The sequence below is a fragment of the Pseudomonas sp. GW821-FHT02H06 genome (assembly GCF_059421525.1).
The window spans coordinates 539625-562801 of the sequence record NZ_JBWKVD010000002.1; the positions used below are offsets into that span (position 1 = coordinate 539625).

21 protein-coding genes are annotated in these 23177 nt (G+C 63.1%); 4 read left to right on the plus strand and 17 right to left on the minus strand.

Annotated elements, in window-relative coordinates; translation table 11 throughout:
- Window positions 1-7: 7 nt before the first annotated feature.
- From AC07VF_RS05560 to AC07VF_RS05585, 6 genes are all read right to left on the minus strand, one after another.
- Window positions 8-547 carry a chemotaxis protein CheW gene (locus AC07VF_RS05560; protein WP_495009328.1) on the minus strand — a complete coding sequence of 180 codons (540 nt, stop codon included), beginning with the start codon at window positions 545-547 and terminating at the stop codon, window positions 8-10.
- A gap of 36 nt (window positions 548-583) precedes the next feature.
- Entirely contained in the window at window positions 584-2242 is a 1659-nt protein-coding gene (locus tag AC07VF_RS05565; protein WP_495009327.1) for a methyl-accepting chemotaxis protein, read from the minus strand.
- 29 nt (window positions 2243-2271) lie between these two features.
- The gene (locus AC07VF_RS05570) at window positions 2272-4317 is read right to left on the minus strand and encodes a chemotaxis protein CheA (protein ID WP_495009326.1); all 2046 of its coding nucleotides are present in this window, start codon (window positions 4315-4317) and stop codon (window positions 2272-2274) included.
- Between the two features lie 67 nt (window positions 4318-4384).
- Window positions 4385-4672, minus strand: a complete 288-nt coding sequence (locus AC07VF_RS05575) for an STAS domain-containing protein (RefSeq protein ID WP_495009325.1) — start codon at window positions 4670-4672, stop codon at window positions 4385-4387.
- 23 nt (window positions 4673-4695) lie between these two features.
- A complete protein-coding gene (locus tag AC07VF_RS05580) occupies window positions 4696-5064 on the minus strand; it encodes a response regulator (protein ID WP_065990830.1) in 369 nt (122 codons plus the stop codon).
- Window positions 5065-5074: 10 nt separating this feature from the next.
- Window positions 5075-6289 carry a methyl-accepting chemotaxis protein gene (locus AC07VF_RS05585; RefSeq protein WP_495031050.1) on the minus strand — a complete coding sequence of 405 codons (1215 nt, stop codon included), beginning with the start codon at window positions 6287-6289 and terminating at the stop codon, window positions 5075-5077.
- Window positions 6290-6661: 372 nt separating this feature from the next.
- On the opposite strand from AC07VF_RS05585, the gene AC07VF_RS05590 reads away from it, so the two are divergent.
- From AC07VF_RS05590 to AC07VF_RS05600, 3 genes are all read left to right on the plus strand, one after another.
- Entirely contained in the window at window positions 6662-7396 is a 735-nt protein-coding gene (locus tag AC07VF_RS05590; RefSeq protein ID WP_495009324.1) for an HAD family hydrolase, read from the plus strand.
- Between the two features lie 54 nt (window positions 7397-7450).
- Window positions 7451-8029 (plus strand): nucleotidyltransferase family protein, encoded by a 579-nt coding sequence (locus AC07VF_RS05595; protein WP_495009323.1) that lies wholly within the window; start codon window positions 7451-7453, stop codon window positions 8027-8029.
- 245 nt (window positions 8030-8274) lie between these two features.
- The gene (locus AC07VF_RS05600) at window positions 8275-8517 is read left to right on the plus strand and encodes a hypothetical protein (RefSeq protein ID WP_192173851.1); all 243 of its coding nucleotides are present in this window, start codon (window positions 8275-8277) and stop codon (window positions 8515-8517) included.
- Window positions 8518-8579: 62 nt separating this feature from the next.
- Here AC07VF_RS05600 and AC07VF_RS05605 read toward each other — a convergent pair whose 3' ends face one another.
- From AC07VF_RS05605 to AC07VF_RS05645, 9 genes are all read right to left on the minus strand, one after another.
- The gene (locus AC07VF_RS05605; RefSeq protein WP_407073248.1) at window positions 8580-8930 is read right to left on the minus strand and encodes a RidA family protein; all 351 of its coding nucleotides are present in this window, start codon (window positions 8928-8930) and stop codon (window positions 8580-8582) included.
- A gap of 36 nt (window positions 8931-8966) precedes the next feature.
- Window positions 8967-10118, minus strand: coding sequence for an NAD(P)/FAD-dependent oxidoreductase (locus AC07VF_RS05610; protein ID WP_495009322.1), 1152 nt, complete (start codon window positions 10116-10118; stop codon window positions 8967-8969).
- A 22-nt stretch (window positions 10119-10140) separates the two neighbouring features.
- Window positions 10141-11535 carry an FAD/NAD(P)-dependent oxidoreductase gene (locus AC07VF_RS05615; protein WP_495009321.1) on the minus strand — a complete coding sequence of 465 codons (1395 nt, stop codon included), beginning with the start codon at window positions 11533-11535 and terminating at the stop codon, window positions 10141-10143.
- On the minus strand, window positions 11532-11915 hold the full coding sequence (locus AC07VF_RS05620) for a (2Fe-2S)-binding protein (protein ID WP_192173854.1): 384 nt from the start codon (window positions 11913-11915) through the stop codon (window positions 11532-11534). Before AC07VF_RS05620 ends, AC07VF_RS05615 begins: the two co-directional genes overlap by 4 nt.
- Window positions 11905-13047: an NAD(P)/FAD-dependent oxidoreductase gene (locus AC07VF_RS05625; protein ID WP_495009320.1), complete on the minus strand. Its 1143-nt coding sequence runs from the start codon at window positions 13045-13047 to the stop codon at window positions 11905-11907. Before AC07VF_RS05625 ends, AC07VF_RS05620 begins: the two co-directional genes overlap by 11 nt.
- On the minus strand, window positions 13044-13841 hold the full coding sequence (locus AC07VF_RS05630) for an ABC transporter permease (protein WP_495009319.1): 798 nt from the start codon (window positions 13839-13841) through the stop codon (window positions 13044-13046). The genes AC07VF_RS05625 and AC07VF_RS05630 overlap by 4 nt, the downstream gene beginning before the upstream one ends.
- A gap of 6 nt (window positions 13842-13847) precedes the next feature.
- Window positions 13848-14720 (minus strand): ABC transporter permease, encoded by an 873-nt coding sequence (locus AC07VF_RS05635; protein ID WP_065990802.1) that lies wholly within the window; start codon window positions 14718-14720, stop codon window positions 13848-13850.
- Window positions 14707-15780 carry an ABC transporter ATP-binding protein gene (locus AC07VF_RS05640; RefSeq protein ID WP_495009318.1) on the minus strand — a complete coding sequence of 358 codons (1074 nt, stop codon included), beginning with the start codon at window positions 15778-15780 and terminating at the stop codon, window positions 14707-14709. The genes AC07VF_RS05635 and AC07VF_RS05640 overlap by 14 nt, the downstream gene beginning before the upstream one ends.
- A gap of 108 nt (window positions 15781-15888) precedes the next feature.
- Window positions 15889-16965 carry an ABC transporter substrate-binding protein gene (locus tag AC07VF_RS05645; RefSeq protein ID WP_495009317.1) on the minus strand — a complete coding sequence of 359 codons (1077 nt, stop codon included), beginning with the start codon at window positions 16963-16965 and terminating at the stop codon, window positions 15889-15891.
- 221 nt (window positions 16966-17186) lie between these two features.
- Here AC07VF_RS05645 and AC07VF_RS05650 point away from each other — a divergent pair, with 221 nt between their 5' ends.
- Entirely contained in the window at window positions 17187-18077 is an 891-nt protein-coding gene (locus AC07VF_RS05650) for a LysR substrate-binding domain-containing protein (protein ID WP_495009316.1), read from the plus strand.
- A 259-nt stretch (window positions 18078-18336) separates the two neighbouring features.
- On the opposite strand, the gene AC07VF_RS05655 is transcribed toward AC07VF_RS05650, so the two are convergent.
- The gene (locus AC07VF_RS05655; protein ID WP_495009315.1) at window positions 18337-20709 is read right to left on the minus strand and encodes a membrane-bound PQQ-dependent dehydrogenase, glucose/quinate/shikimate family; all 2373 of its coding nucleotides are present in this window, start codon (window positions 20707-20709) and stop codon (window positions 18337-18339) included.
- Between the two features lie 149 nt (window positions 20710-20858).
- On the minus strand, window positions 20859-23177 hold the full coding sequence (gspD, locus tag AC07VF_RS05660) for a type II secretion system secretin GspD (RefSeq protein ID WP_495009371.1): 2319 nt from the start codon (window positions 23175-23177) through the stop codon (window positions 20859-20861).

The following is a 23177-nucleotide window of genomic DNA, read 5'->3' on the forward strand; positions in this document are numbered from 1 at the left end:
TCGGGCCTCAACGCGGGTCGAGATCAAGGGACGGTGCCTGACCGGCTTCGGCAAGGCTGGACATTTCATCGATGGACAGCACGTTGTCCACGTCCAGCACAATCACGAACTTGCCATCGACCTTGGCCATGCCGCTAATGAAATCCGATCGAATCCGTGCGCCGAAGCTGGGCGGCGGCTCGATCTGTGTGGCCGGAATCTCCTGCACGGCAGACACGGTGTCGACGAGCAAGCCGATGTCCTGCGCCTGCCCCTCCTCGGTGCTCGCCTCAATGATGATGACGCAGGAGCGCCGAGTGATCGCGGAGTTCGCCCGGCCGAAGCGCGCCGACAGATCGACCACCGGCACCACCGCACCGCGCAGGTTGATTACCCCGCGCACGAAGGCGGGCATCATGGGCACCACGGTCAGGCTGCCGTATTCAATAATTTCCTTGATCCCCAGAATGCCGATGGCAAACATTTCGCCGCCGAGCATGAAGGTCAGGTACTGCGCGTCCTCATCCACCGCAACTGCGGTTTGCCGAGTGGTCGTCACTGCGCCCATGTCGTTCTCCGTGTAGGCCCGCATCGATTCGTGTGATCAGAAGCGGGTGAATTCCGATTCGTCCGGGGCACTGGCCATGCTGTACGCGAACGCTTTGCGCGGCGGCTGCGGTTTGACCCGAGGCGGCTGATGGCCCGGCTTGCTGCCGGAGTTGTCCACGCTGTTGCTTTGAGCGGCGGGCCGTGGCGTTGAATCCAGCACGAAGAAACTCATGGCCTGTTGCAGCTGTTCGGCCTGACTGCTCATTTCTTCGGCGGTGGCGGCCAGCTCCTCGCTGCTCGACGCGTTCTGCTGGGTCACCTGGTTGAGCTGGGTCATCGCCGTGTTGATCTGCGCGACACCGGCGGCCTGCTCTTCGGAGGCCGCGCTGATTTCCTGCACCAGGTCGCTGGTCTTGTTGATGGACGGCACCATCTCACCGAGCAACTTGCCGGCCTTCTCGGCCATGTCCACGCTGCTGGAAGACAGCTCGCCGATTTCCTGGGCAGCCACCTGACTGCGTTCGGCCAGTTTGCGCACCTCGGCCGCTACCACCGCGAAGCCTTTGCCATGCTCACCGGCCCGAGCGGCCTCGATGGCGGCGTTGAGGGCCAACAGGTTGGTCTGGTAGGCGATGTCATCGATGATGCTGATGCGCTGGGCGATTTTTTTCATCGCCACGACGGTCTGTTGCACCGAATCGCCGCCCTCGGTGGCTTCCTTGGCGGCTTTGCTGGCCATGCCATCGGTCACTTTGGCATTTTCGGTGTTCTGGTTGATGCTGGCGCTCATCTGCTCGATCGAGGCACTGGTTTCCTCGACGCTGGCGGCCTGTTCACTGGTCGCCTGGCTCATCGATTGCGCGGTGGCACTGACCTGCTCGGAGGCGCTGGCCAGGTTATCGGCGGCGTTGCGCACTTCACCGATGATGTGTCCCAGCTTGCCGACCATGTTGCGCATGGCGTTGAGCACCATGCCGGTTTCATCCTTCGTCCCCGGTGCGATAGGTGCACTGAGATTGCCTTCGGCCAGCTGCTCGGCGGCGGTGGCGGCTTGTCTCAGCGGACGCGAAATGATCCGCGCGATAAACACGGCCAGGCCCAGGCCGATCAATAACGCCGCCACCAGCGCCACGATGATCGCAAGGCGCGCGCTTTCATACAGCGCCGAGCCCTTGTCACCGGCAGCCGTTGCGCCGCCGTCATTGAGCTCGACCATTTTTTGCAGGCGGTTGGTCACGTCATCAAAGCGCGTTTTGGACTCGCCCCTCAGCAAGACGCGTGCCCGGTCTTCCTGGTTCTGCCGGGACAGTTCAAGCACCTGATTGCTAGTTGCCAGGTAGGCGGCCCATGCGCTTTTCGCAGCGGCCAGAAGCTGACGATCTTCGTCGTTCGACAGCAACTGCTCATAGGTGCCCACGCGGGTTTCGAACTGCTGGCGGGACTCGGCGGCTTCCCGCTCAGCCTGAGCCTTCTCTTCAGCGACGTCGGTCGTTATGAAGCGGTACTCTTTCAAGCGATAGTTGGCGGCAAAAAAACGCATGCCTGCCGCTGCACGCATGGAAGGCATCCAGTTACCCCGGATGTCCTGGGCCGCCTGGTTCACGGCCCCCAGCTGATGAATGGCAAAGACGCCCATCGCCGCGGTGAGTGCCAGGACCACCAGGAAGGAGCTGATCAACTTGGTGGATATTTTGAGATCGTAAAACCATTTCATCGTGGAGCCTCCAGGGTGTTGCGAATACGTCAGCGGGCGACGACGGTTGGCGAATAAGCCGCCTGAGTCGTGCGGGCTTCCAGTTGTACGATTTGGTTGAGCAAGGCCGGTATGTCGAGGATCAGGGCCACCGCGCCACTGCCCAATATGGTGGAGCCGCTGATGCCGCGCAGTGCGCCAAACAACTTGCCCAACGGTTTGATCACGGTCTGGAACTCACCGAGCAGGTCGTCAACGACCAGCCCGGCCTTGTGCTCGGCGTAGCGGACTACCACCACATTCTGGCGTCGGCCGGCGCTGCCTTCGTGGCTGAAGTGCTCGCGCAGGTCCACCAGCGGCAACACCTCGCCACGCAAATCCAGGTAACCCTGGTCGCGGCTCGACTGACGCTGGTGTTCGTCCAGTTCGATGCATTCCTGAACCATGTCCAGCGGAATCACGTAGGTGGATGTATCGATGCCGACCAGAAAACCGTTGATGATCGCCAGAGTCAGCGGCAAGCGAATGCGCACCACGGTGCCTTCGCCCGGGCGACTGTCCAGATCGACAGTGCCGCGCAGCAAGGTGATGTTGCGCTTGACCACGTCCATGCCCACGCCACGGCCCGACAGATTGGTCACCGCCTCGGCGGTAGAGAAACCCGGTTCGAAGATCAGGTTGTAGATCTCCTGATCAGAAAGCACCGCGCCGCTGGCCACCAAACCGCGCTCTTGAGCTTTCTCCAGGATCCGTTCGCGGTTGAGTCCGTTGCCGTCGTCGGCGATTTCGATGACGATGCTGCCCGAGTCGTGGTAGGCGTTGAGGCTCAGATGGCCCTTCCCCGCCTTGCCGGCAGCGCGCCGGGCATCGGCGCTTTCGATGCCGTGGTCCATGGCGTTGCGCAGCAGGTGCATCAATGGGTCGCCGATTTTCTCGACAACGGTCTTGTCCAGTTCGGTTTCTGCACCGCTGATGGTCAACTCGATGTCCTTGCCCAGCTCCTGGCTGATGTCGCGCACCACGCGGCGGAAGCGGTTGAACGTGTCGCCGATGGGGATCATGCGCAGGTGCAGTGCGCCATCAAGAATCTCCTCCACCAGTCCTGAAACCGTCGAGGTCGCCTCTTGCAGCGGGTCGTTCTGACAGGAACGTGCCAACAGGCTGGCACCGGCGCTCGCGATCACCAGTTCGCCGACCAGGTTAATCAGCTCGTCGAGCTTGTCCGCATTGACGCGCACGTAGTTGCCGTCCCGGGCTTTCGGCTCACTGGCCGCCGGTAACCGCTGCACCGAAGCCGTCAATGGGCCCTGCTCTGCCTGGGCAACCAGTTCGCTGCCGATGGACACCGCACCGAGTGACGCCTCATCGATGGCCTGGATGCGCACTTCACAGTCGTCACGCACAAAGTCGAAGACTTCGTTGAGGGTGGCGTGGCTGGCCGTTGAGCGCAGCTCAATCTCGAATCCCAAGTAGCAGCTTTCCGGGTCCCAGCTGTCCAGTGCCGGAATAGTGTCGGTGAGGGTCGTGACTTGGGTTATGTGCCCCAGGGTTTCCAGGTAGCGCAGGAACGACAGCGGGTCCATGCCATTGCGAAACACGTCCACACCGAAGCGCAGGGAGATATGCCAGAGCACCTCGGCTGACGTGTCGGCAGAGCCGGTTTCGGTGTTTTGAACGCCGGTGTCGGGGGTACTGTGCGGGGCCTGATAGGCGCTCAACGCCTCGCGCAATGCTGCTTCACGCTCCAGGGCCGCAGGCTGGAGCGTTTCGCCACGGCTGGCGACGACATTGATCAACTCCAGCATATGATCGCCGCACTTGAGGAGCACCGCGATCAGCCCGGTGTCGACTGCCACACTGCCGTCGCGCAGACGGTCGAGTACGTCCTCGACGATGTGCGTGAAGCTGACGACGGGGTTCAGGCCGAACAGACCGGCGGAACCCTTGATGGTGTGCGCGGCACGAAAAATCGCGCCGATGGCATCCTGGTCAGCGGGCTCCGTTTCCAACTGCAGCAGGGATTGCTCCATGACCTGCAGCAGTTCGTGCGCCTCGACAATGAATGTCTGCAATGCCTGGTCGAGATTGATGCTCACCTGGACCTTCCTTGTCTATCAATGAACGTGCAATGAACGTGGCTGAGACTGGCGTGGCGGGCGCTGGCTATGAGGCCGCTTTGCGACACAGCTCAAGGGCCTGCGTGACCGCCACGCTCTGGCCGGTGACGCTTAACGCGGTGCCGGCGTTGTTGGCTTCACGCTGGATGACCGCGAGCAACTGCAGCCCCGCTCCATCCATTTCGGTGACCTGCGAGAGGTCGAGCTTCAGGCGTGGCGCCCCACCCATCTGCGGCAATAGCGCGCCCGCCAGTTCGGCGACGGAGTAGATCGTGAGCTCGCCGTCAATGCTGACGCAGGTGCTGTCGTCGAGTGTTTCGATGGTGATCGGCATCGCAGACTCCCTCGCGCAAGGATTCAGGGCAGGATGAGTTTCGACACCGCTGCCAGCATCTGCGCGGGCTGGAACGGCTTGACCACCCACGCCTTGGCACCCGCCGCCTGGCCCTCGGCCTTCTTCGACTCCTGGGATTCGGTGGTCAGCATGATGATCGGGGTGAACTTGTAGCTGGCCAGTTTCTTGACCTCCTTGACGAAGGTGATGCCGTCCATGTTGGGCATGTTCACGTCGCTGATGATCAGGTGCACTTTCTGCCCGGTGAGCTTGCCCAGCGCATCCTTGCCGTCGCACGCCTCGATCACGTCGTAACCGGCGCTTTTCAAGGCAATGCCTACCACTTGCCGCACGCTGCTGGAGTCGTCGACCACTAATACATTCTTCGCCATGAGGGGGCTCCTAAAAGAAGGTGATGTCTTGAGAGTTCTGCTGCACGGGCGTCTCTCCACGGTGGGTGCGCCGCTGCTCGTCAGTGGCGTAAGTGGCGTCCATGCGCGCCAACCACTGGCGGGCATCGATGGACTTCGCCTGCTCCGGGGTCTCGCTGGCCTGGAGCAGGTGGCCATGCAAGTCGTCCATGTTGTCGCGCACGTGGCTGAGGATCTGGCTCACACGGTCCTGGAATTGCAGGTCGACCAGCACCTCGGTCATCTCGTCACCAATGCCCCGGCTTTCCTGCTTGAGCAGGTCCGCGGATTCGGCCAGGCGGCCGGTGATGTTATGAAAACGTTCGAGGACGACTTGAATACTGTTCTCTGACGCGGCCACCGATTGACTGTCCTGATCGGCGCTGCTGGAGGCGGCGTGCACCAATTGGGTGATGCCGTTATTGATGATGTCGACCTTGGCCGACATCTGCTGGCCGGTCTCGCTGGATTTGCTCGACAGGCTGCGCACCGCGTCGGCCACCACGGCAAAGCCGCGACCGGCTTCACCCGCACGGGCCGCTTCAATGGCGGCGTTGAGTGCCAGCAGGTTGGTCTGCGCGGCAATCGCCGCCACGTCGGCGGCCATGGTGCGCAGTTCGCCGGTATACGCGGTGAGACCGCGTACTTGGGCCAAGGTCTGGTCACGGCTGGTTTGAGCGGCTTTGAGCGAGTTGATCACCTGGCTCAAATCGCTTTCGCTGAGGGACAGCACTTCAAGCGCCCCGTCCGCGGTTTGCCCGTCGAGTTCGCCGGCGGCGCGCTGGGAAGCCTGAACCGTTTCCTGCAACCGCGCTGCGATTCCGATGAAGCGATTGGTCAGATTCACAATCGCTTCTTCGGTCTGATGCCGTGAGCTTTCCACCTGCCGGGCCCAGATCGGCATGGCGCCCAGCAACACCTCATCGAGTTGTACCCGCGAGGCCACGCTGTGGCTCGCCGCATCCGCCTCTGACTGCTCCGCTTGTGCCCGGGCAGTGGCTCGCAGCACCACGTCACGTTGGGAAACAGCACTCCACACCCCCGCGCCGAGGCCGATCAGAACCAGTGCCGCGCACGCGATGAGGTTGGGGAGAGAGGTTGATTGGAACAGTATCCAGGCCACGGCGGGCACGACCGGAACGAGGGTGAACCCGAGAAAGCGCCGAGAGCGGAGAACGGAAATGGGGCTGGATTGACGCTGGGTCATGGGTTCGATCCTTGAACAATGTTGCGTATGTAACTGACATCACGGTTATCTGCCCAGCGCGTCACAACTTGAGTTACCCGCCCTGCCTTCCGTCTGGTTTATGACTATCGCGTTACGGCGCAGGATGCTTGCCTTTCGCGACAACGCCGGGCCTCGCATAGAAGCTCCCCGGCGTTGCGGCCAGACACTTGGCGAAGGTCGTCTTATCGACACCGGGAAGACCAGCCAAGACAATGAGCATCTGATACTCCCCAGAGAATGTGCTGTTCAAAGGAGGCGGATTTAGTCATACGAGGTATCTCAGCGCCGCAAGGCGGGGGCAAGATCGATAAATCAGACGCTTTGAGTCCAACATTTTGAGTTGAACCACCCATGCACATCCGCGCCGTTTTGTTCGACCTCGACAACACGCTGGTCCATCGCCGGCAAAGCATCGATGCCTACGCGGAAGTGTTTGTGCGCGAGTATGCATCGCACCTTGGCAGCCATGATCTTGCGCTGATCGCCGACCTGATTGCAGCTCAGGACAACGGCGGTTATCTATCAGCGGACAGTCCTCACCCCACTATCAGAATGGCTGTCGCATCAGCGCTGGTTGAACGCCTGCAATGGCGGCTACCGGTGGACGTGGCAGAGCTGGCAGCGCATTGGGTCGAGCTGTTCCCGGCGCAAACCGTCGAGATGCCGGGCGCTCGGACGCTGATCGACACGCTGCTGGGACACGGCATCACCGTCGGTATCATTTCCAACGGCACCCAGCGATCACGCGAGCGCACAGTCGCTCGCCTCCCCTTTGCACGGCACGTCACGCATCTGGTGAGCTCCGAGGCAGCAGGCTGGCGAAAACCCGATCCGCGGATTTTTCTGCAGGCGGCTCAACTGCTGGGGCTCGATGCAGGCGAATGCATGTACGTGGGCGATCATCCGATCAACGACGTCAAAGGCGCTGAATCCGCTGGCATGAAGGCAGTGTGGTTAAGCGGGTTTCACCCCTGGCCGCAGTCGGAAGCGGCGCCCGTCACTACCGTGAATGCATTGGAGGATGTTCTGCCGCTGCTTGAGCAGGCAAACAGCAGCGGTAGATTCACCCGCGCAGACTCGCCCTGATCGGTTTTTTCAAGCAGAGCTCGCTGCCAAAGCTGCCCCACCCAGGAACTCCACATGACACTGACTGCCTCCGGCCTCATCGATATCGCCCTCTCCAACCCGATCAACGCCCAACTGGTCGAGCGGCTGCCGTCCCTGGGGCTCAACCAGACCCTGCTCACCGCAGGCTGCCTGTTTCAGGCGGTCTGGAATCGGCTATCCGACCGTCCCGCCGAATGGGGCGTGAATGATTACGACGTGTTCTATTTCGATGAGGACCTCTCATGGGAGGCAGAGAACCGCGTCATTGTCGCGGCGCAGGCGCTTTTTCAGGATCTGGACGTCAAAGTGGAGCTGCGCAATCAGGCGCGCGTGCACCTGTGGTTTGCAGACCGGTTTGGCACTGACTACCCGCCGCTCCAGTCCGCGAAAGAAGGCATTGACCGCTTCCTCATCTGCTCGACCTGCGTCGGATTGCACATCGACACGGGCGAGCTCTACGCGCCCCATGGCCTGGATGAGCTCGAACCGGGGGTTTTGCGTATGAACCCGAACTTCCCGCAACCGGCGCAGTTCCGCAAAAAGGCGCAGGACTATCAGGCACGCTGGGACTGGTTGCGCGTGGTTGAGTCCGAGCCAGATTCCGGTCTCTAAAACGGTTCTGGAGACCCACGCCAGCGCATTGAATTGACGCCAGACTTGAGTAAAGCAAACCCCTTTAAAAAGGATGGCGTCAAATTACCGACTGCCAAACGACACCTAAATCAACACGACGCCTAAAAGCGTCATATTCCCGACGAAATGCATCTCCGCCGCATTGCCTTCTGCCATCCCCTCCCCTCAAAATCGCCGCACACCCGCTGTCCCGCGCCGTGATTTGCCAAAAAGGAATGAGAGCAATGAAGAGCATCTTTGTGGTTGTAATGACTATGTGTTCCGGTGGGGAAGGATGTCTGGACGAGAGCCAGCCGACGGCGTATTCGACCCGCGCAGAATGCATGGAGAGCGTTGCCGTGATGCCGACCAGAAAGGGCATCAAATACCGCTGTTCATCGGTGCCCCAGGTGCTGATCACCCAGCAGCGCCGCGCGACCCAGAATCACCTGGTGACCAACTCCGCCGAAGCGTCTGTCCGCCCTTGAGCGACAACGCCGGGTCAGGGGTAAACCCCGCCCGGCGCAGTGCATTTACATAGCCGGCTGATTCAGCCCGCCGCCACCACTGTGATTTCCACCAGCAAATCCGGCGCCGCCAGGCGTGATTCCACGGTGGCCCGCGCGGGTGCGTGCCCCTCCGGCGCCCAGGCGTCCCACACTTCATTCATGCCGGCGAAATTTGCCGCGATATCCGACAGCCAGACCTGCGCGGTGAGAATCCGTGTTTTATCGAGGCCGGCCTTGGCCAGGTAGTTGTCGATCTTCTCCAGCACTTGCGCCGTTTGCCCCTTGATGTCCAACGTGCGATCAGTTGCGGTCTGGCCGCCGAGGAAGGTAAAGCCGTTGCACTGCACGACGCGGCTCATGCGTTGGTTTGTTTCGATGCGATTGATTTCCAGCATGTGAACTCCTGATGGGAGGGAGGGTATTAAGGGTTATCGAGCGACTAAAGAGGCGCCGCTCGGAATATCGAAATGTGGCGTTTTACAACGGGCGTCATCAAACCGGCCGATGTCGAACGCCTCCAGCGAAATGTCCGAATGCTCGCCGAGGATCTGCTGCGCCAGGCGCTTGCCGGTGCCGGGGCCCATCTGGAAACCGCTGCCGCAGAAGCCGAAGGAATAACTGAGATGGCTGGCCTTGCGGCTCGCGCCGATCACCGGCAAATCATCCGCGGTAAACGCTTCGACGCCGGCCCAGACGCGATTGACGCCCAGGTGCTTGAGATGGGGAAACAGGTCGGTGACGGTCCTCGCGCTGATGCCAAGGCGTGCCAGGTCCACTTCGCCGTGGCGCGCCGGGAAATCCACGCTGCCAATCAGTTTGCCGCCGATCACCACCGTGCCATTGGCGAACTGCTTAAATGACAGCGAGCGACCGGTTGCTCCCAGCACCGGCGCGCAAAACGGCGCGACGCGGTGGGTCACCATCAGCATCAGGCCTTCGGGATGGGCCGGCACCGATTCGCCGACTTGGTCGGCCAACTCCCGCGCCCAGGCCCCGGCGGTGATCACCAGATGCCCGGCGCTGAACACCCCGGCGGGCGTGGTGACCTGCCACTCACTGCCACGTTGCTCGATGCGTTGGGCCGGTGTCATTTCAAGCACCTTCACTCCGAGTTTCTCTGCCGCCAGCCGAAAGCTCGTCACCGTTCTGTAGGGAATGGCATAGCCGTCATCCTTGACCCAGATGCCGCCCACCACATGCCGGGCAACCGTAGGAATGATCTCGAACACCTGTTGAGCGTCGATCAGCACTTCATGGGTGAAACCCAGGCGCTGCAAGTGTTCGACCCGCCGTCGGCATTCGTCGAGTTCGGCGGCGGTTTCTGCGAGTTTGAGCTGGCCGCTGGGCACGAAGCCGCCGTCATCCCCCAGTGTCCGCGCCAGGTCATGCCACAGAGCGCGCGACGACAGCGCTAGGGGAATTTCCGCATCGTGACGGCCGAGGGTGCGCACCCCGCCCGCGTTGACCCCGGACGCATGGCGGCCGCAGTAATCAGCCTCCAGCACTGTGACCTCGACGCCGCGCTGAGCCAAGTGCAACGCAGTGCTCAGACCTTGAATGCCGCCGCCTATCACCAGCACGTCGCTGTGCCTTGCCCGTGCCTCACTCACCGGCCAGCTCTCCCAGGGTGATGGGCTTGATCGGCGGGCGAATGCGGTAGTAACCGACTTCTGCCGCCGACACGCCGCGGGCCTTGGCGATCACTTCGGTGACCGTCAGCCCGCACATCCGCCCCTGACAAGGCCCCATGCCACAGCGGCCGAAGGATTTGGCTTGATTGGGGCCGGCGCAGCCCAGGGCGACGAATTTGCGCAGGTCCCCCGCCGTGACTTCCTCGCAGCGGCAGACGATGACCTCATCGGCGGGGATGCGGTTCGCTTCCTTCGGCTGATAGAGCGCATCGAGAAACGGCCGAATGCGCAGGTTCAGCGCCAGCTTTTCACGCAGCGGCCCTGCCCGTTCATCACGCTGACCTGTATCGAACCTGCCCAGCCGTTGCGCAATGCCCAGCGCCGCCAACTCACCCTGCAGGGCCGCGGCCTGGGCACCGCCGATGCCGGCCCCGTCACCGGCGACGAACATCCCCGGCACGTCCAGCTCACCCCACGGGTCGACCACCGGGCTGAAGCACAACTGATCGACGTCCCAGACATGGCGTGCGCGCAACGACTGACTGAATTGAATGTTCGGGACTACGCCCTGATGCAACAGCACGCAGCGCGCGTCGATCCGCTGAGCCTTGCCGGCCACGGTGAAGGTCAACGCCGTGGCGGCGTCCTCACCCTCGATCGCCAATTGCTCGGCGCCGGTGTGGTGCGGGATGCGGGCGCTGCGCAGGCTGCGCATCAACTCCAGGCCCTTGCGCAGGTACGGCCAGGCGCGCAGCGCCGCGAACAGATGACGCCGCGCCCGCCAGTAATCTTCCGGCCGAGTGGTGTCGACCAAGGCCTTGATCGGCACGCCCGCGCGCAGGTATTGCCAGCCCAGCAGGTACAGCAGCGGGCCACAGCCGGCCAGCACTACCGGCTCGGTCGGCGCGAGACCGGCACTCTTCAGCAGAATCTGCGCGGCGCCCGCGCTCATGACACCGGGCAATGTCCAGCCCGGAATGGGAAACGGCCGCTCCATGGCACCAGTGGCGAGCAGAACGGCCTTGGCCTGAAGCGTGTGCAAGCGTCCGTCGCGCAGGTAGCTGACCTGATGATCCCGCGTCACCTGCCAGACCGCCGCGCCTTTTTCATAACGCACCGATGACGACGCCAGGGCCTGGGCCAACACGTTGCCATGGGCGTAATCCGCGCCGAGGAGATCCCTTCGCGACAGGGGCGCGAGGGTGATGCCGCGATAAATCTGCCCGCCCGGACTGCCCTGCTCGTCGAGCAACACCACCTGCAAACCGAGCCCGGCCAGGGCCACCGCGCCTGCCATGCCGGCGGCACCTGCGCCCACGACGACCACGTCCACAGCGTCGACGACACCGCCAAAAAGATCGTTCATGACTGCACCTCGACGGTCTGCACACTGGCGGTTTGCACATCGGCGTTCTGCACATCGCCGGGCTGGAAAATCAGGTCCCGCGCGCCTTCCTGGGAGCGGATGCGCATGCCGTCCGCCACTTCGATCAGGCAACTCTGGCGGTTGGGCACGCCGTCGATGTCCACCAGGCACTCGAAGCACACGCCCATCATGCAATACGGCGCCCGAGGCGATTCGCTCACAGGCGTCGCGCGAAAACGGTTGATCCCGGACATCAGCAGTGCCGCTGCCACGCTAATGCCCGCTGGCACCTCGAGGGTTTGATCGTTGAAGCTGAGGCTGACAGTCCGCGTCGACCTGACTTCACTCATGACCGGTTGAAACAGCGGATCAGTGCGCATGGGAAAACACCTTGTCAGTCAGGAAACGCTCGCCGGCGAATGCGCCGAGCTCGTCAGGCATGGCACCGCCCATCACCCACGGCGCGATGCGCAGGGCATGGGCGGCGGCCAGGGTCACGCCGCTGTGGCAGGTCACCACGAAGGCGCCCGGGTGGCTGGCCGATTGCTGATAAATGGGAAATCCATCGGGGCTCAGGACGCGCAGCGCCGCCCAGGCCCGAATCAGCCGCACCTCACGCAGCAATGGGAAGGTCGCGACACCGCGTCGAGCAATGGCTTCAAGCACGTGGGTGGAGGTGCTGTCGTCGAACCCCACCTCTTCCATTGAGTCGCCCAGTTGCACGGTGCCTTCGTCGGTCTGCCGAACGTGGACCGTCGGGTGATCAAGAAACGGCCGGACCCGCTCGCTGACCAGCACCTGGCCGCGGTTCGGCGCCACCGGTGCATGCAGCCCCACTTGGCGGGCCAGCCCCGGATTGCCCAGCCCGGCCGCCAGCACCACCCGTGGCGCGATGAAGCGTTGAGTGCCGGCAGTGACGCAAAACTCACCGGTTGCACCGTCGATGCGATCCACCTGAATGCCGCCGTAAAACCGCGCGCCTTTGGCCTGGGCCGAGGTGTGCAGCGCGCGTAGCAGTTTCAGCGGATTGACGTGACCGTCCTGGGGCGTGTAACTGGCGCCCACCACGGACGGGCCGATCAAGGGCAAGCGCGCCTTGAGGTCGGCGGCGTCGAGCATCTGAAAGGGGTAGTCGCCGAGGGCGTCCTGCAGGGTTTGCAGACGCGATTGCCGCTCGATCAGCTCCTCATCGCTGAAGCACATGTGGAAGCCGCCGGGCTGACGGAGCTGCACGTCCACCCCGCTGTCGGTCATCAGCGCCCGGGCGAAGTCCGGCCAACGGCTCGCCGAGGAACGCGTCCAGCGCGAATAGTCCGGCAAATCGTGGCCCTTGCCCTGAACCCAGACCAGCCCGAAATTGCCCCGGGAGGCGCGAAACGCATCGTCACCCTGGTCCAGCACCACGGTGTCGGCGCCGCTGCGGGCCAGGCCGTAAGCGACTGCCGTCCCCACCAGCCCGCCGCCGATGACGATCACGTCCGAGTGAATGACGCTCTGTGTGCCCTGGCTCATTTGCCTTCTCCAATCAAGACCCGGTCCAATCCGACCATTCGGTCCAATATCAGCATCAGCAGCAAGGTGCCGACGATCAGCACCGTCGACACCGCCGTGATCAACGGGTCGATGGTCTGGGAAATCTGGTTGTACATCGCCACCGGCAGCGTCGTAGTACCGGGGGTGGCGACGAACACGGTCATGGTCAGTTCGTCGAAGCTCTGGATGAACGCGAGCATCCAGCCGCCGACCACACCGGTGCGAATCCGCGGCAGCACCACCCGGTAGAACGCCGTCCAGCGACTGGCACCGAGGGACAGCGCGGCGTGCTCGATGTCCCGCTCAAGGCCGATGGTCGAGGCCAGCGTCAGGCGCAGCGCATAGGGCAGCACGACAATCACGTGGGTCAGGGTCAGCGCCCAAAACGAGCCGCCGATCTGCGCCAGGGAAAAGAAGCGAAGGAACGCGATGCCGAGCACCACCGAGGGAATCATCAGCGGCGACAGCAGAAACCCGGTTACCGCGCCTCGGCCGGGAAAGTCATAACGGCTGATGGCCAGTGCCGCCGGTATCGCCAGCAAGGCGGCAATGGTCGCCGACGCCAGGCCGAGTTTGATCGACAGCGCGAAGGCGTCGAGCATGTCCTGGTTGTCCGCAAGCGCCCGAAACCAGCGCAGCGACAGGCCCTCGGTGGGCAGCGACAGGTAGCCCTTGCTGGTGAACGCCATGGCCATCACCACCACCAGCGGCGCGACGATGAACGTGACGAACAGCGAATGGAACAGCAGCGAGAAAAATCCGTTCCTGTGCATGGTCGCCTACTCGAAGACTTGCTTGAACCGGCGCTCGGCCAGTTTGCTGCAACCCAGAATGATGATCAGATTCGCCAGCAGCAGAAGCATCGCGATGGCCGCGCCGAGGGGCCAGTTGAGGGTGCCGAGGAACTCGTCATACGCTGCTGTCGCCACCACTTTCAGGCGTCGGCCGCCGATGATCGCCGGGGTGGCGAAGGCCGACGCGGCCAGGGCGAAGACGATGATCGAGCCGGACAGCACGCCGGGCATGATCTGCGGCAGGATGATCCGGCGGAACACCGTCAGCCGCGATGCGCCGAGGGACAGGCCCGCCCACTCCACTTGAAGGTCCAGCCGTTGCAGGGTGGCCCAGACCGCAATGACCATGAATGGCACCAACACGTGGGTCAGGGCAATGACCACGCCGACCTGGGTAAACAGCATTTTCACCGGTTGGTCAGTGATGCCCAGCGCTTGCAGGGCATCATTGATCAGGCCGTTATTGCCCAGCAGAATCGCCCAGCCCAAGGTCCGCACCACCACGGAGATCAGCAGCGGTCCCAACACCACCAGCAGGAACAGCGAACGCCAGCGCGGCGCCATGCGCGCAATGATGATGGTTTCCGGAATGCCCAACAGCACGCACAACACCGTGACCGCCAGGGCCATGCCGCCGGTGCGCAGGAAGATCTCGTGGAAGTAATCGTCCTTGAACACTTCGAGGTAATTACCAAGGCTGTAGCTCGGCACCACGCCGTCCGTGTCGCTGAACAGGTTCAATGACAGCACGGCGGTCAGCAGCAAGGGCGCCAGCAACAGCGCGATGAACACCAGCAATGCCGGCCCGCTCAGCAGCCACGGTGCCACGCCCACCCGTTCGGCGTCATACCTGGCCATGGGTGACCTCCCGGTCCAGCAGGCGCAGGTCGTCATCCGACCAGTCCAGCCCAACCTCACTGCCCTCCTCCGGCGGCGGCGTGCCGAGGTTTGGCAGGGTCATGTGCACCAGGCCCAGGCGACTTTCCACCGCCATCAGCCACAGATTGCCGAGAAACACCCGCAGCCGGACGGGCCCGGAAAACCGCCCGCTGCCCAGCGCCACCAGACGGATTTTCTCCGGGCGAATGTAGACGTTGACGTCATTGCCCAGCGCGCGGTCTTCGTGGGGCACGTGCATCAGCGTGTCGTGGACCTGCACGTGGCAGCATCGGTCGTTGCGCAATTGCACGGCGCCGGCGAAGGCGTTGGTCTTGCCGAGGAACGCCGACGCGAAGGGCGAATGCGGCCGCTCGTAGGCTTCGAAGGGGGTGTCGATCTGCACGATGCGGCCCTTCTGCATCACTGCGATGCGGTCGCTCATGGTCATGGCTTCGACCTGATCGTGGGTCACCAGAATGGTGGTGATGCCCAGCTCGCGCTGAATCGCCCGTAATTCGATGTGCATCTCTTCGCGCAGCTTGGCGTCGAGGTTGGACATCGGCTCGTCGAGCAGCAGCAGGTTCGGACGGATCGCCAGGGCGCGGGCAATCGCCACCCGCTGGCGCTGCCCGCCTGACAGGGCTTTCGGGTAACGCTCGCCGAGGCCAGCAAGGCGAACCAGATCCAGCGCTTCGTCGACGCGCTTGCCGCGCTCGGCCCTGGGTACGCCGCGCATTTCCAGGCCGAAGCTGATGTTCTGCGCCACGGTCATGTGCGGAAACAGCGCATAGCTCTGAAAGACGATGCCCAGCCCGCGCTGCTCGGGCCGCACGTGGGTGATGTCGCGGCCGTCGAGGACGATCCGGCCTTCGGTGGGCTGCACGAAGCCTGCGATGGATTGCAGCGTGGTGGTCTTGCCGCACCCGGACGGGCCGAGCAAAGCGATGAACTCGCCATGCCGGACCTCCAGGTTCAAACCGTCAATGGCCCTGAACGTGCCGTAGGTCTTGACGATGCCTTCAAGGGTGAGAAATGCCATGGGCGTGCCACGCAGGCGAACCTGCGTCTCCGGAAGGGTGCTGGGGAAGATCGGCGCTTACGTCGATCAGCGACTGTCGATCAGCGAAAGGGATCGGTAGATCGACCGCTATCGCTCGACGGTGCGGTTCCAGCGCGTGGTCCACTCGCTGCGCTGCTGGTTGATGGTTTCCCAATCGACCTTGATCAGCGCGTTGACCTTCTCAGGCCCGTACGGCATCCGCGCGGCGACGTCGTCCGGCAGCTTGACGGTCTGGTTCACCGGCGCAAACCCATTCTCCCGCGCCTGGATTTCCTGCACTTCAGGTGACAGCACGTACTGAATGAACGCCTGGGCCAGGTCGGATTGCGCGTTGGGGGTCACGCTGCACGCGGCGACCTGCAGTGCGATGCCGCCTTCCTTCGGGTAGATGAATTTCAGCGGGAAGCCGGTGCCCTGCAACGCCACGGCCCGACCGCTGCCGTACACCGCCATGACGATGTCGCCGTTCTGCATCATGCCGTCCATCTCGCCCGGCGCCGACACCCATGCCAGCACGTTGGGGCCGATTTCATCCTTGAGCGCCTTGAAGCCGGGGTCGATGTTTTTCTCGCCGCCGCCCCTCAGACGGGCCATTTCCACCAGCGTGTGCAGGCCGTAGGTGTTGGTCACCGGCGGCATGCCGAGCAGTTGCTTGAAACGCGGGTCGGTGAGGTTTTCCCAGGAATCCGGTGCCGCCCAGCCGCGCTTCTTGAACGCGTCTTCGTTGTAGCCGATACCGGTGGCCACCACGCCAATCCCCGTGGCTTCAGGGCTCAGCCGCGCCAACGGATAAAGGTCCTTGTAGATCGGCGCGTCGCTGAGCTTTTCGCACAGGCCCATCTGCAACGCCTGGTACATCGGGCCGTCGTCCATCATCGCGACGTTGATCTGCTGACGGCCCTTCTGCGCCTGCAGCTTGGCCAGGGTCTCCGTGGAGTTGCCGGCGACGTAGACGACCTTGACGTTGTGCTGTTTTTCGAAGGCCGGAATGACGCGGTTTTTGTACATCTGCTCGGTGGAACCGCCGACCCCGGCCACGTACAGCGTGGTCTCGGCGAAGGCCGGCGTGCTGCTGATTGCTGCGAGCGTCAGGGCAATCGCCACGGCATTGCGATGGAAGGGACGAAACGGTCGTGCTGCTGAGGGAAGGTCAAGGCTATTCACAGACTATCTCCGAAGTGCGTGGGGCAGATCGAACAATGCGTCAGTCGCTTCGGCGTGAACCGAGGCCGTGCATGCAGCGTGCATGCTCCCGGCGAATCCATCGCGGGGTGGCGCATCTTCAAGTGCGCTATGGGTGGCTGGTTCGAGTATTGCGACCGCCCCTCCATATGGTCAAATACGGATATCCGCCTTAGTTATTCATATTTGATATGGAGCGCGCCGTGAACCTGAGACAGATCGAAGCCTTCCGCAGCGTCATGCGCCTGGGTTCCATGACCGCTGCCGCCGAGGTGCTGTTTACCTCGCAACCCAACATCAGCCGGCTGATAGCCCAACTGGAACTCAGCACCGGGCTGACCCTGTTCAAGCGAGCGGGCGTCAGGCTGATTCCGACCCAGGAGGGTCAGGCGTTTTTTCAGGAGGTCGAGCGCGCCTATGTCGGGCTGGACAGCCTCAAACTCTCGGCGAAGAACATCCGCAATCTCGGCACGGGGCGCTTGCGGGTGGCGGCGGTGCCTTCGACCGGGCTGAGCATGATTCCCCGAGTGCTGAAGGCGTTTACCGAGTCGCGACCGGAGCTGACGGTTTCCCTGCACGTGAACTCTTCGCCCACCGTCGAGCAATGGGTGAAGTCCCAGTTCTGCGACGTGGGGATTGTGGTGCACCCCGGCGATGTCGACAGTCAGCAGATCGAGTTGCTCAGTGAAGTGGCGGCGGTGTGCGTGCTGCCGGCGGCTCATCCATTGGCGAGCCGGAAAGAGATCACCTTTACCGACCTGGAGGGAGAGACCTTTGTTTCGCTGTGCCACGGCGACGGCACCCGTGCGCTGGTCGATGGCCTGTTCGAGCAGGCGGGCGTGGAACGGGTCATGACCGTGGAGGCGCAGTACAGCGCGATCAATTGCGAGATGGTGGCACTGGGTATGGGCATCACCCTCGCCCACCCGCTGGTGGCCCGGGATTATCGCCATCGCGACATCGTCATCCGCCCGTTCGTGCCGCAGATCCTCTTCCCCACCTATGTCATGTGGGCCCCGGCCCAAGTGCGGACGAAATTGTCCGAAGAGTTCGTTGATACGCTGAAAGCGTTCTACCGGGATATCGTTTTTTAGGGCTGACGGGGATGCTGAATATCAGTTTTGTAGGACCGGCTTCAGCCGGGAAGACGCTAGTGTGAGCGGCACATATTCAGCGGTGTGACATCCGGCGCCTTCCCGGCTAAAGCCAGTCCTACAGCACGACCGCATATCCCTAGTAGGACCGGCTTCAGCCGGGAACAGGCCGGTGTGAGCACCCAAGAATGTGCGGGATGCCATCACAAAAAAGGCCGTGACGCACCACTGCGTCACGGCCTTTTCACACGTCGGTCAATCAATCCAGACGAAACGCAATCACGCTGTCACCCAACGTGGTGCCGAGCGAGCCGTGCCCGCCGGCCGAGATGACGACGTACTGTTTGCCGTCGCTGCCCAGGTAGGTCGAAGGCGTCGCCTGACCGCCCGCGGGCAGCTCCTTCTCCCAGAGCACGTCACCGGTGTTGATGTCGTACGCGCGGATAAAGTTGTCCGCCGTGGCGCCATGGAACACCACACCGCCCGCCGTCACCAGCGGACCGCCGTGGGCCACCATGCCCATCGGGAAGCCGATGGGGAAGCGGCCCGGCAGGAACGAGGTCTTGAGGTTTTGGGTGGTGCCGGTCCGGCGCATCCACTCGGTTTTGCCGGTGGTCAGGTCAACGCCGACCATGCGGCCCCACGGTGGCGCAATGCACGGCACGCCCAGCGCCGAAGCGAACTGCTTGATGCGAATCGCGTAGTCACCGTTGAAGTTCTCGTTCCAGTACGGCGTGCCGTCCTGGGTGAACAGCCGTTTCTCGGCGGTTTCCGGGGTGCGCTTGATCAGGTGATAGGTGTAGGCCAGACGCACCGGCGCGGCGATCAGAATCTGCCGATCCGGGTCGACCGCCACCGAGCCCCAGTTGAACGCCCCGATGTTGCCCGGGAAGATCAGCGAGCCCTGCTCGGTGCTCGGCGTCCATGGATTGCCGTCGTAGCGCAGCGTGTTGAAGGTCGTGCGGCAGGACATCTGATCGAACGGCGTCAGGCCCCACATCGACTTCTCGCTCAGCGGTTCCGGGATGAAGTTGATCTTCGACACCGGCTGGGTCGGCGCGAAATGCTCGCCCGGCACGCCGCCCTGGGTCGACACCTTGACCTGATCGACCGGGAAAATCGGTTCGCCGGTCAGCCGGTTCAGCACAAAGATGTTGCCCACTTTGGTCGGCAGGAGCAGCGCCGGTTGCTGGCTGCCCGCCTTGCCCACGTCCATCAGCGTCGGCTGCGACGGGTTATCGCGGTCCCAGAGATCGTTGTTCGAGGACTGGAATTTCCACTTGAACGCACCGGTGTTCAGGTCCAAGGCCACCAGCGTGTCGCGGAATTTTTCCGTGTTGCTGTTCGGGTCGCGGTTGATGCCGAGCTCGTCCGGCGAGGCGTTGCCGAACGGCACAAACACCAGACCGTTCTTCATATCGGCGCTCAAGGTGCCCCACGCCACGGGTGTGTCCTGGGGGTAGGTCTGATCGACGGCGATGGGCTGGGTCATGGCCGGGTTGGCCGGATCGAAATTCCACACCAGCGTGCCGGTTACGGCGTTGTAGGCGCGGATCACCCCCGACGGGTTGCCGTCGTTGTAGCCGTTGTCCATCACCGAACCGCCGACGATGACCAGATCACCGGCAATCAGCGGCGCGGCGGTCTGCATCAGCGCGTGGGGGCGGATCTCGCCCATGTTGGCACTGAGATCGACCACGCCGTTGTTGCCGAAATCGCTGCACAGTTTGCCAGTATCGGCGTCGAGGGCTACCAGCTTCGCGTCAGTCGTGGCGGTGAGGATGCGTTTGGCGCACTGCTCCGGCGTTGCACTGGCAGCGGCGGTCTCAGCAGGGGCGTAGTAACTGACCCCACGGCAGGTCTGATGCTGCTGCAGGTAGGAGCGGTTTTTCTCCGGCGCCCACTTCCAGTCCAGCTTGCCGGTTTCAGGGTTCAGCGCGTGCACTTCGTTGTGCGCCGTGCAGACATAGACCCGGTTGTTGACCTTCAGCGGCGTGGCTTCGAAGGTGTACTCGCCGGCGTCTTTGGCGGCATCGCGCAGATCGCCGGTATGGTATTCCCACGCCACGGACAGCTTCTTCACGTTACCGGCATTGATCTGGTCAAGGCTGGAGAAACGCTGACCGTCGTTGGTGCCGCCGTAGGCGACCCAATCGTTAGCGGCTTCGCCCGTGCTGCGCGCTGCCTGCGGGGTGTCGATCTTGCCCGCCACCGGGTACGGGTCGTAGAACATCACCGCCAGCACGATCAGCATCATCACGCCCACGGTGCCACCCAGAAACGGGTGGAAGCGGCGCGTGTCGCCCGGGTTCTGCGCCTTGTACAGCGGACGCACCACCCACGGCAGCGCCAGCCACAGACCCAGCAGCGCGAACAGGTCGCCGCGCGGAATCCACTGCCATTTGTCGAAGCCGACCTCGTAGACGATCCAGATCAGTATCCCCCACATCAGCAGCGCATACACCGTCAGCGCCGCTTTCCTTTTCAGGATCAGCAGCACCGCCGAAGCCAATACCGCGAGGGCAATCATCGAGTACGCCGCCGAGCCGCCGGCGGCCACCAGTTGCGCCCCCATGTACAACAGGGCAATGGCGAAAATCGCCATCACCACCCCAGTCACTCTCAAGATCATTGTTGGTTTTCCGTGTTGGGGCCGGTGATGGCTCCCGTGTGGGAAGTGGGCGAAAGCGGGAGCTCCGAGCCACCGTTCGCAAGCGTTCCCGCCCATATTAGCGCCCACACTGCGCACCCCGGAAAACTTTGTTACAGCTGCGCGAGCGTCTAGCGCAGGGCTTGTGGCGCGCCTGAGCCGTTTAATAACTGCATCTGCTGACGATAATCGTCGGTGACCTGGTGTGCCTGGCTGCTGCTGTTGATGACCCGCGGCGTGATCAGCACCAGCAACTCGGTGCGGTCCTTTGACTTGCTGCGATTGCCGAACAGCCAGCCCAGCCCGGGCACCCGACCCAGATACGGCACGGCACTGACGCTCTCGCTGTTGTCCTGCTTGATCAGCCCGCCGAGCAACACGGTCTGCCCGCTTTGCGCAGCAACCTGAGTCGACACCGAGCGCGTCGAGATGCGCGGGTTGCCGTTCACCGTCACGGTGTCGTCGGCATCGCTGACCTGCTGCTGAATGTCCATGTACACCAGACCGCCCGGGTTGATGCGCGGGACGACGTTGAGAATCACGCCGGTCTGCAAATACTCGACGCTGCTGAGGGTGGTGTCCGAGGTGCCGGTGTTCACGGTGGTCTGGCTGATGGGGATGTTGTCACCGACCTGAATCTGCGCGCTTTCGTTGTTCATCACCACCAGCGACGGCGCCGACAGCACCTGGGTGCGGCCGTTGGTTTCCAGCGCGTGAATCGCCACTTGCAGGTTGGTGCTGACAAAGGAATAGAACAGCGAATCGGTCGAACCCAGCCCGGCACCGCCTCCGCCCAGTGCCCCCTGACTGCCGGCAGTGTTGGCGACCGTGGTGCTGGTGGAATTGCCGGCCAGGCGTCCGAGGTACCACTGAACCCCCTGATCGAGCTCGCCGGTCAGCTTGACCTCGAGAATCCGCGTTTCGATCTGCACTTGCAGCGGCGCGTTGTCCAGACGTTTGATCGCCGCTTCGATCTCCTTCCACTGCGCAGGACGGGTGCGCACCAGCAGTTGGTTGCTGCTTTTCTGCGCCGAGATGCGGGTGGTCGAGTCCAGCCCTTTCTGCCCGTTGCCCGAGGTGGCAGCGCCGGATGTCGAACTGTCGTCGGAACCGCTGTCGCTGCCGGTGTCCGCGTCTTGCTCCTGCTCGTCGTCTGAGGTCGCTGTGTTCTGAGTCCCGTTCTGGGACATGCCGCCTTGGCCATTGCTGTTCAAACCGGCGCTGCCACTCAATCCGCTACCTGAACCCAGACCGCCAGACGTGCCCCCCGTCAACGACGACATCGAGCGCGTGCGCAAACCCGGCGCGACCTTCGCCGCGCTCTCCTCTTGTACCGCGCCCGTGCCGTAGATCTGCTTGAGGTATTTCGCCAGGTCGGTGGCCTTCATGTTGCGCACGTCGTACACGTACAGCTGCGGCTCGTTGCCGCCGCCCTCGTCGATGGTGCGAATCCAGGTGCCCACTTCGTTCAGGTACTCGGGCTGGGACGAAAACGCCACGACCGAGTTGGTCCGCTCGATCGGCAGAAAACGCACCATCCCCGCCAACGGCATGCCGCTGTCCGGGCCGAACAGCTTTTGCAGCTCCGGCATCAGCTCGCTCACCGAGGCCCGTTGCAGGCCGAACACGCCCACCGACATGCCCTTGAGCCAGTCGACGTCGAAGGTGTCGATGGTCTGCTGATAGTTCGCCAGCTCCTCAGCAGTGCCCGCCAGACTCAGCACATTGCGCGCCGGGTCCACCAGCAGGAACGCGTTCTCCCGGGCGAACGGCTTGAGCAGCTTCTGCATCTCGGTGGCGGAGATGTAGCGCAGCGGGAACAGCCGCGCCGACAACCCGGCAGAGGGCTGGGCCACGGCCATTTCCGGCACCAGCTTGCCGGCAATCGCCTGGCTGGCCGGAAGGATGACGTAGCGATTGCCCTGGCGAATCATCGCGTTGTCGGTCCACGACAGCAGGGTCTCCAGAATCGACAGCGCCTGCTGCGGGTTGACCGGCCGAGACGTGGAGAAACTCACTTCGCCCTTCACCCCTTGGGCAATGGTGTAGCTCTCGTGAAGCATGTCGCCGAGGATGCTGTTGACCACCGCTTCGATGGGCTGGTTGGCGAAATTGAAGACGATGTCGCCTTCCGCCGCGCGTGGCGTTGCGGCGGCTGGCGCCGGTGCTTTCACGAAACGCTGGGTGCCCCTGATGATTTGCCGGGAACCGGTAGTCGCCGTCGAGCTGTCCGCGGGACTGGCTTGTGCCTGGACCGGTATTTGTTCGCTGCGCGGGTCGACCGGCCGGCGTTGGCTTCCGGTTCCGTCCAGCGCCTCGCGGAGCATGCCGTTGTCCGGCTCAAGGGTCGTCGGCGCGGTGGTGCAGCCGCTCAAGGCGACGGCCGCCGCCAGGCACAGCAAGGGCGAGCGCAGCGTCGCGACGGGTTTGGTGCTGCGGGCACGGCGCAT

Bases quoted from the DNA above. Each gene is read 5' to 3' on its own strand.
- AC07VF_RS05560 (WP_495009328.1), bottom strand. From the start codon at position 547: ATGGGCGCAGTGACGACCACTCGGCAAACCGCAGTTGCGGTGGATGAG.
- AC07VF_RS05565 (WP_495009327.1), bottom strand. From the start codon at position 2,242: ATGAAATGGTTTTACGATCTCAAAATATCCACCAAGTTGATCAGCTCC.
- AC07VF_RS05575 (WP_495009325.1), bottom strand. From the start codon at position 4,672: ATGCCGATCACCATCGAAACACTCGACGACAGCACCTGCGTCAGCATT.
- AC07VF_RS05580 (WP_065990830.1), bottom strand. From the start codon at position 5,064: ATGGCGAAGAATGTATTAGTGGTCGACGACTCCAGCAGCGTGCGGCAA.
- AC07VF_RS05585 (WP_495031050.1), bottom strand. From the start codon at position 6,289: ATGACCCAGCGTCAATCCAGCCCCATTTCCGTTCTCCGCTCTCGGCGC.
- AC07VF_RS05590 (WP_495009324.1), top strand. From the start codon at position 6,662: ATGCACATCCGCGCCGTTTTGTTCGACCTCGACAACACGCTGGTCCAT.
- AC07VF_RS05595 (WP_495009323.1), top strand. From the start codon at position 7,451: ATGACACTGACTGCCTCCGGCCTCATCGATATCGCCCTCTCCAACCCG.
- AC07VF_RS05600 (WP_192173851.1), top strand. From the start codon at position 8,275: ATGAAGAGCATCTTTGTGGTTGTAATGACTATGTGTTCCGGTGGGGAA.
- AC07VF_RS05615 (WP_495009321.1), bottom strand. From the start codon at position 11,535: ATGAACGATCTTTTTGGCGGTGTCGTCGACGCTGTGGACGTGGTCGTC.
- AC07VF_RS05620 (WP_192173854.1), bottom strand. From the start codon at position 11,915: ATGCGCACTGATCCGCTGTTTCAACCGGTCATGAGTGAAGTCAGGTCG.
- AC07VF_RS05625 (WP_495009320.1), bottom strand. From the start codon at position 13,047: ATGAGCCAGGGCACACAGAGCGTCATTCACTCGGACGTGATCGTCATC.
- AC07VF_RS05630 (WP_495009319.1), bottom strand. From the start codon at position 13,841: ATGCACAGGAACGGATTTTTCTCGCTGCTGTTCCATTCGCTGTTCGTC.
- AC07VF_RS05635 (WP_065990802.1), bottom strand. From the start codon at position 14,720: ATGGCCAGGTATGACGCCGAACGGGTGGGCGTGGCACCGTGGCTGCTG.
- AC07VF_RS05640 (WP_495009318.1), bottom strand. From the start codon at position 15,780: ATGGCATTTCTCACCCTTGAAGGCATCGTCAAGACCTACGGCACGTTC.
- AC07VF_RS05655 (WP_495009315.1), bottom strand. From the start codon at position 20,709: ATGATCTTGAGAGTGACTGGGGTGGTGATGGCGATTTTCGCCATTGCC.
- gspD (WP_495009371.1), bottom strand. From the start codon at position 23,177: ATGCGCCGTGCCCGCAGCACCAAACCCGTCGCGACGCTGCGCTCGCCC.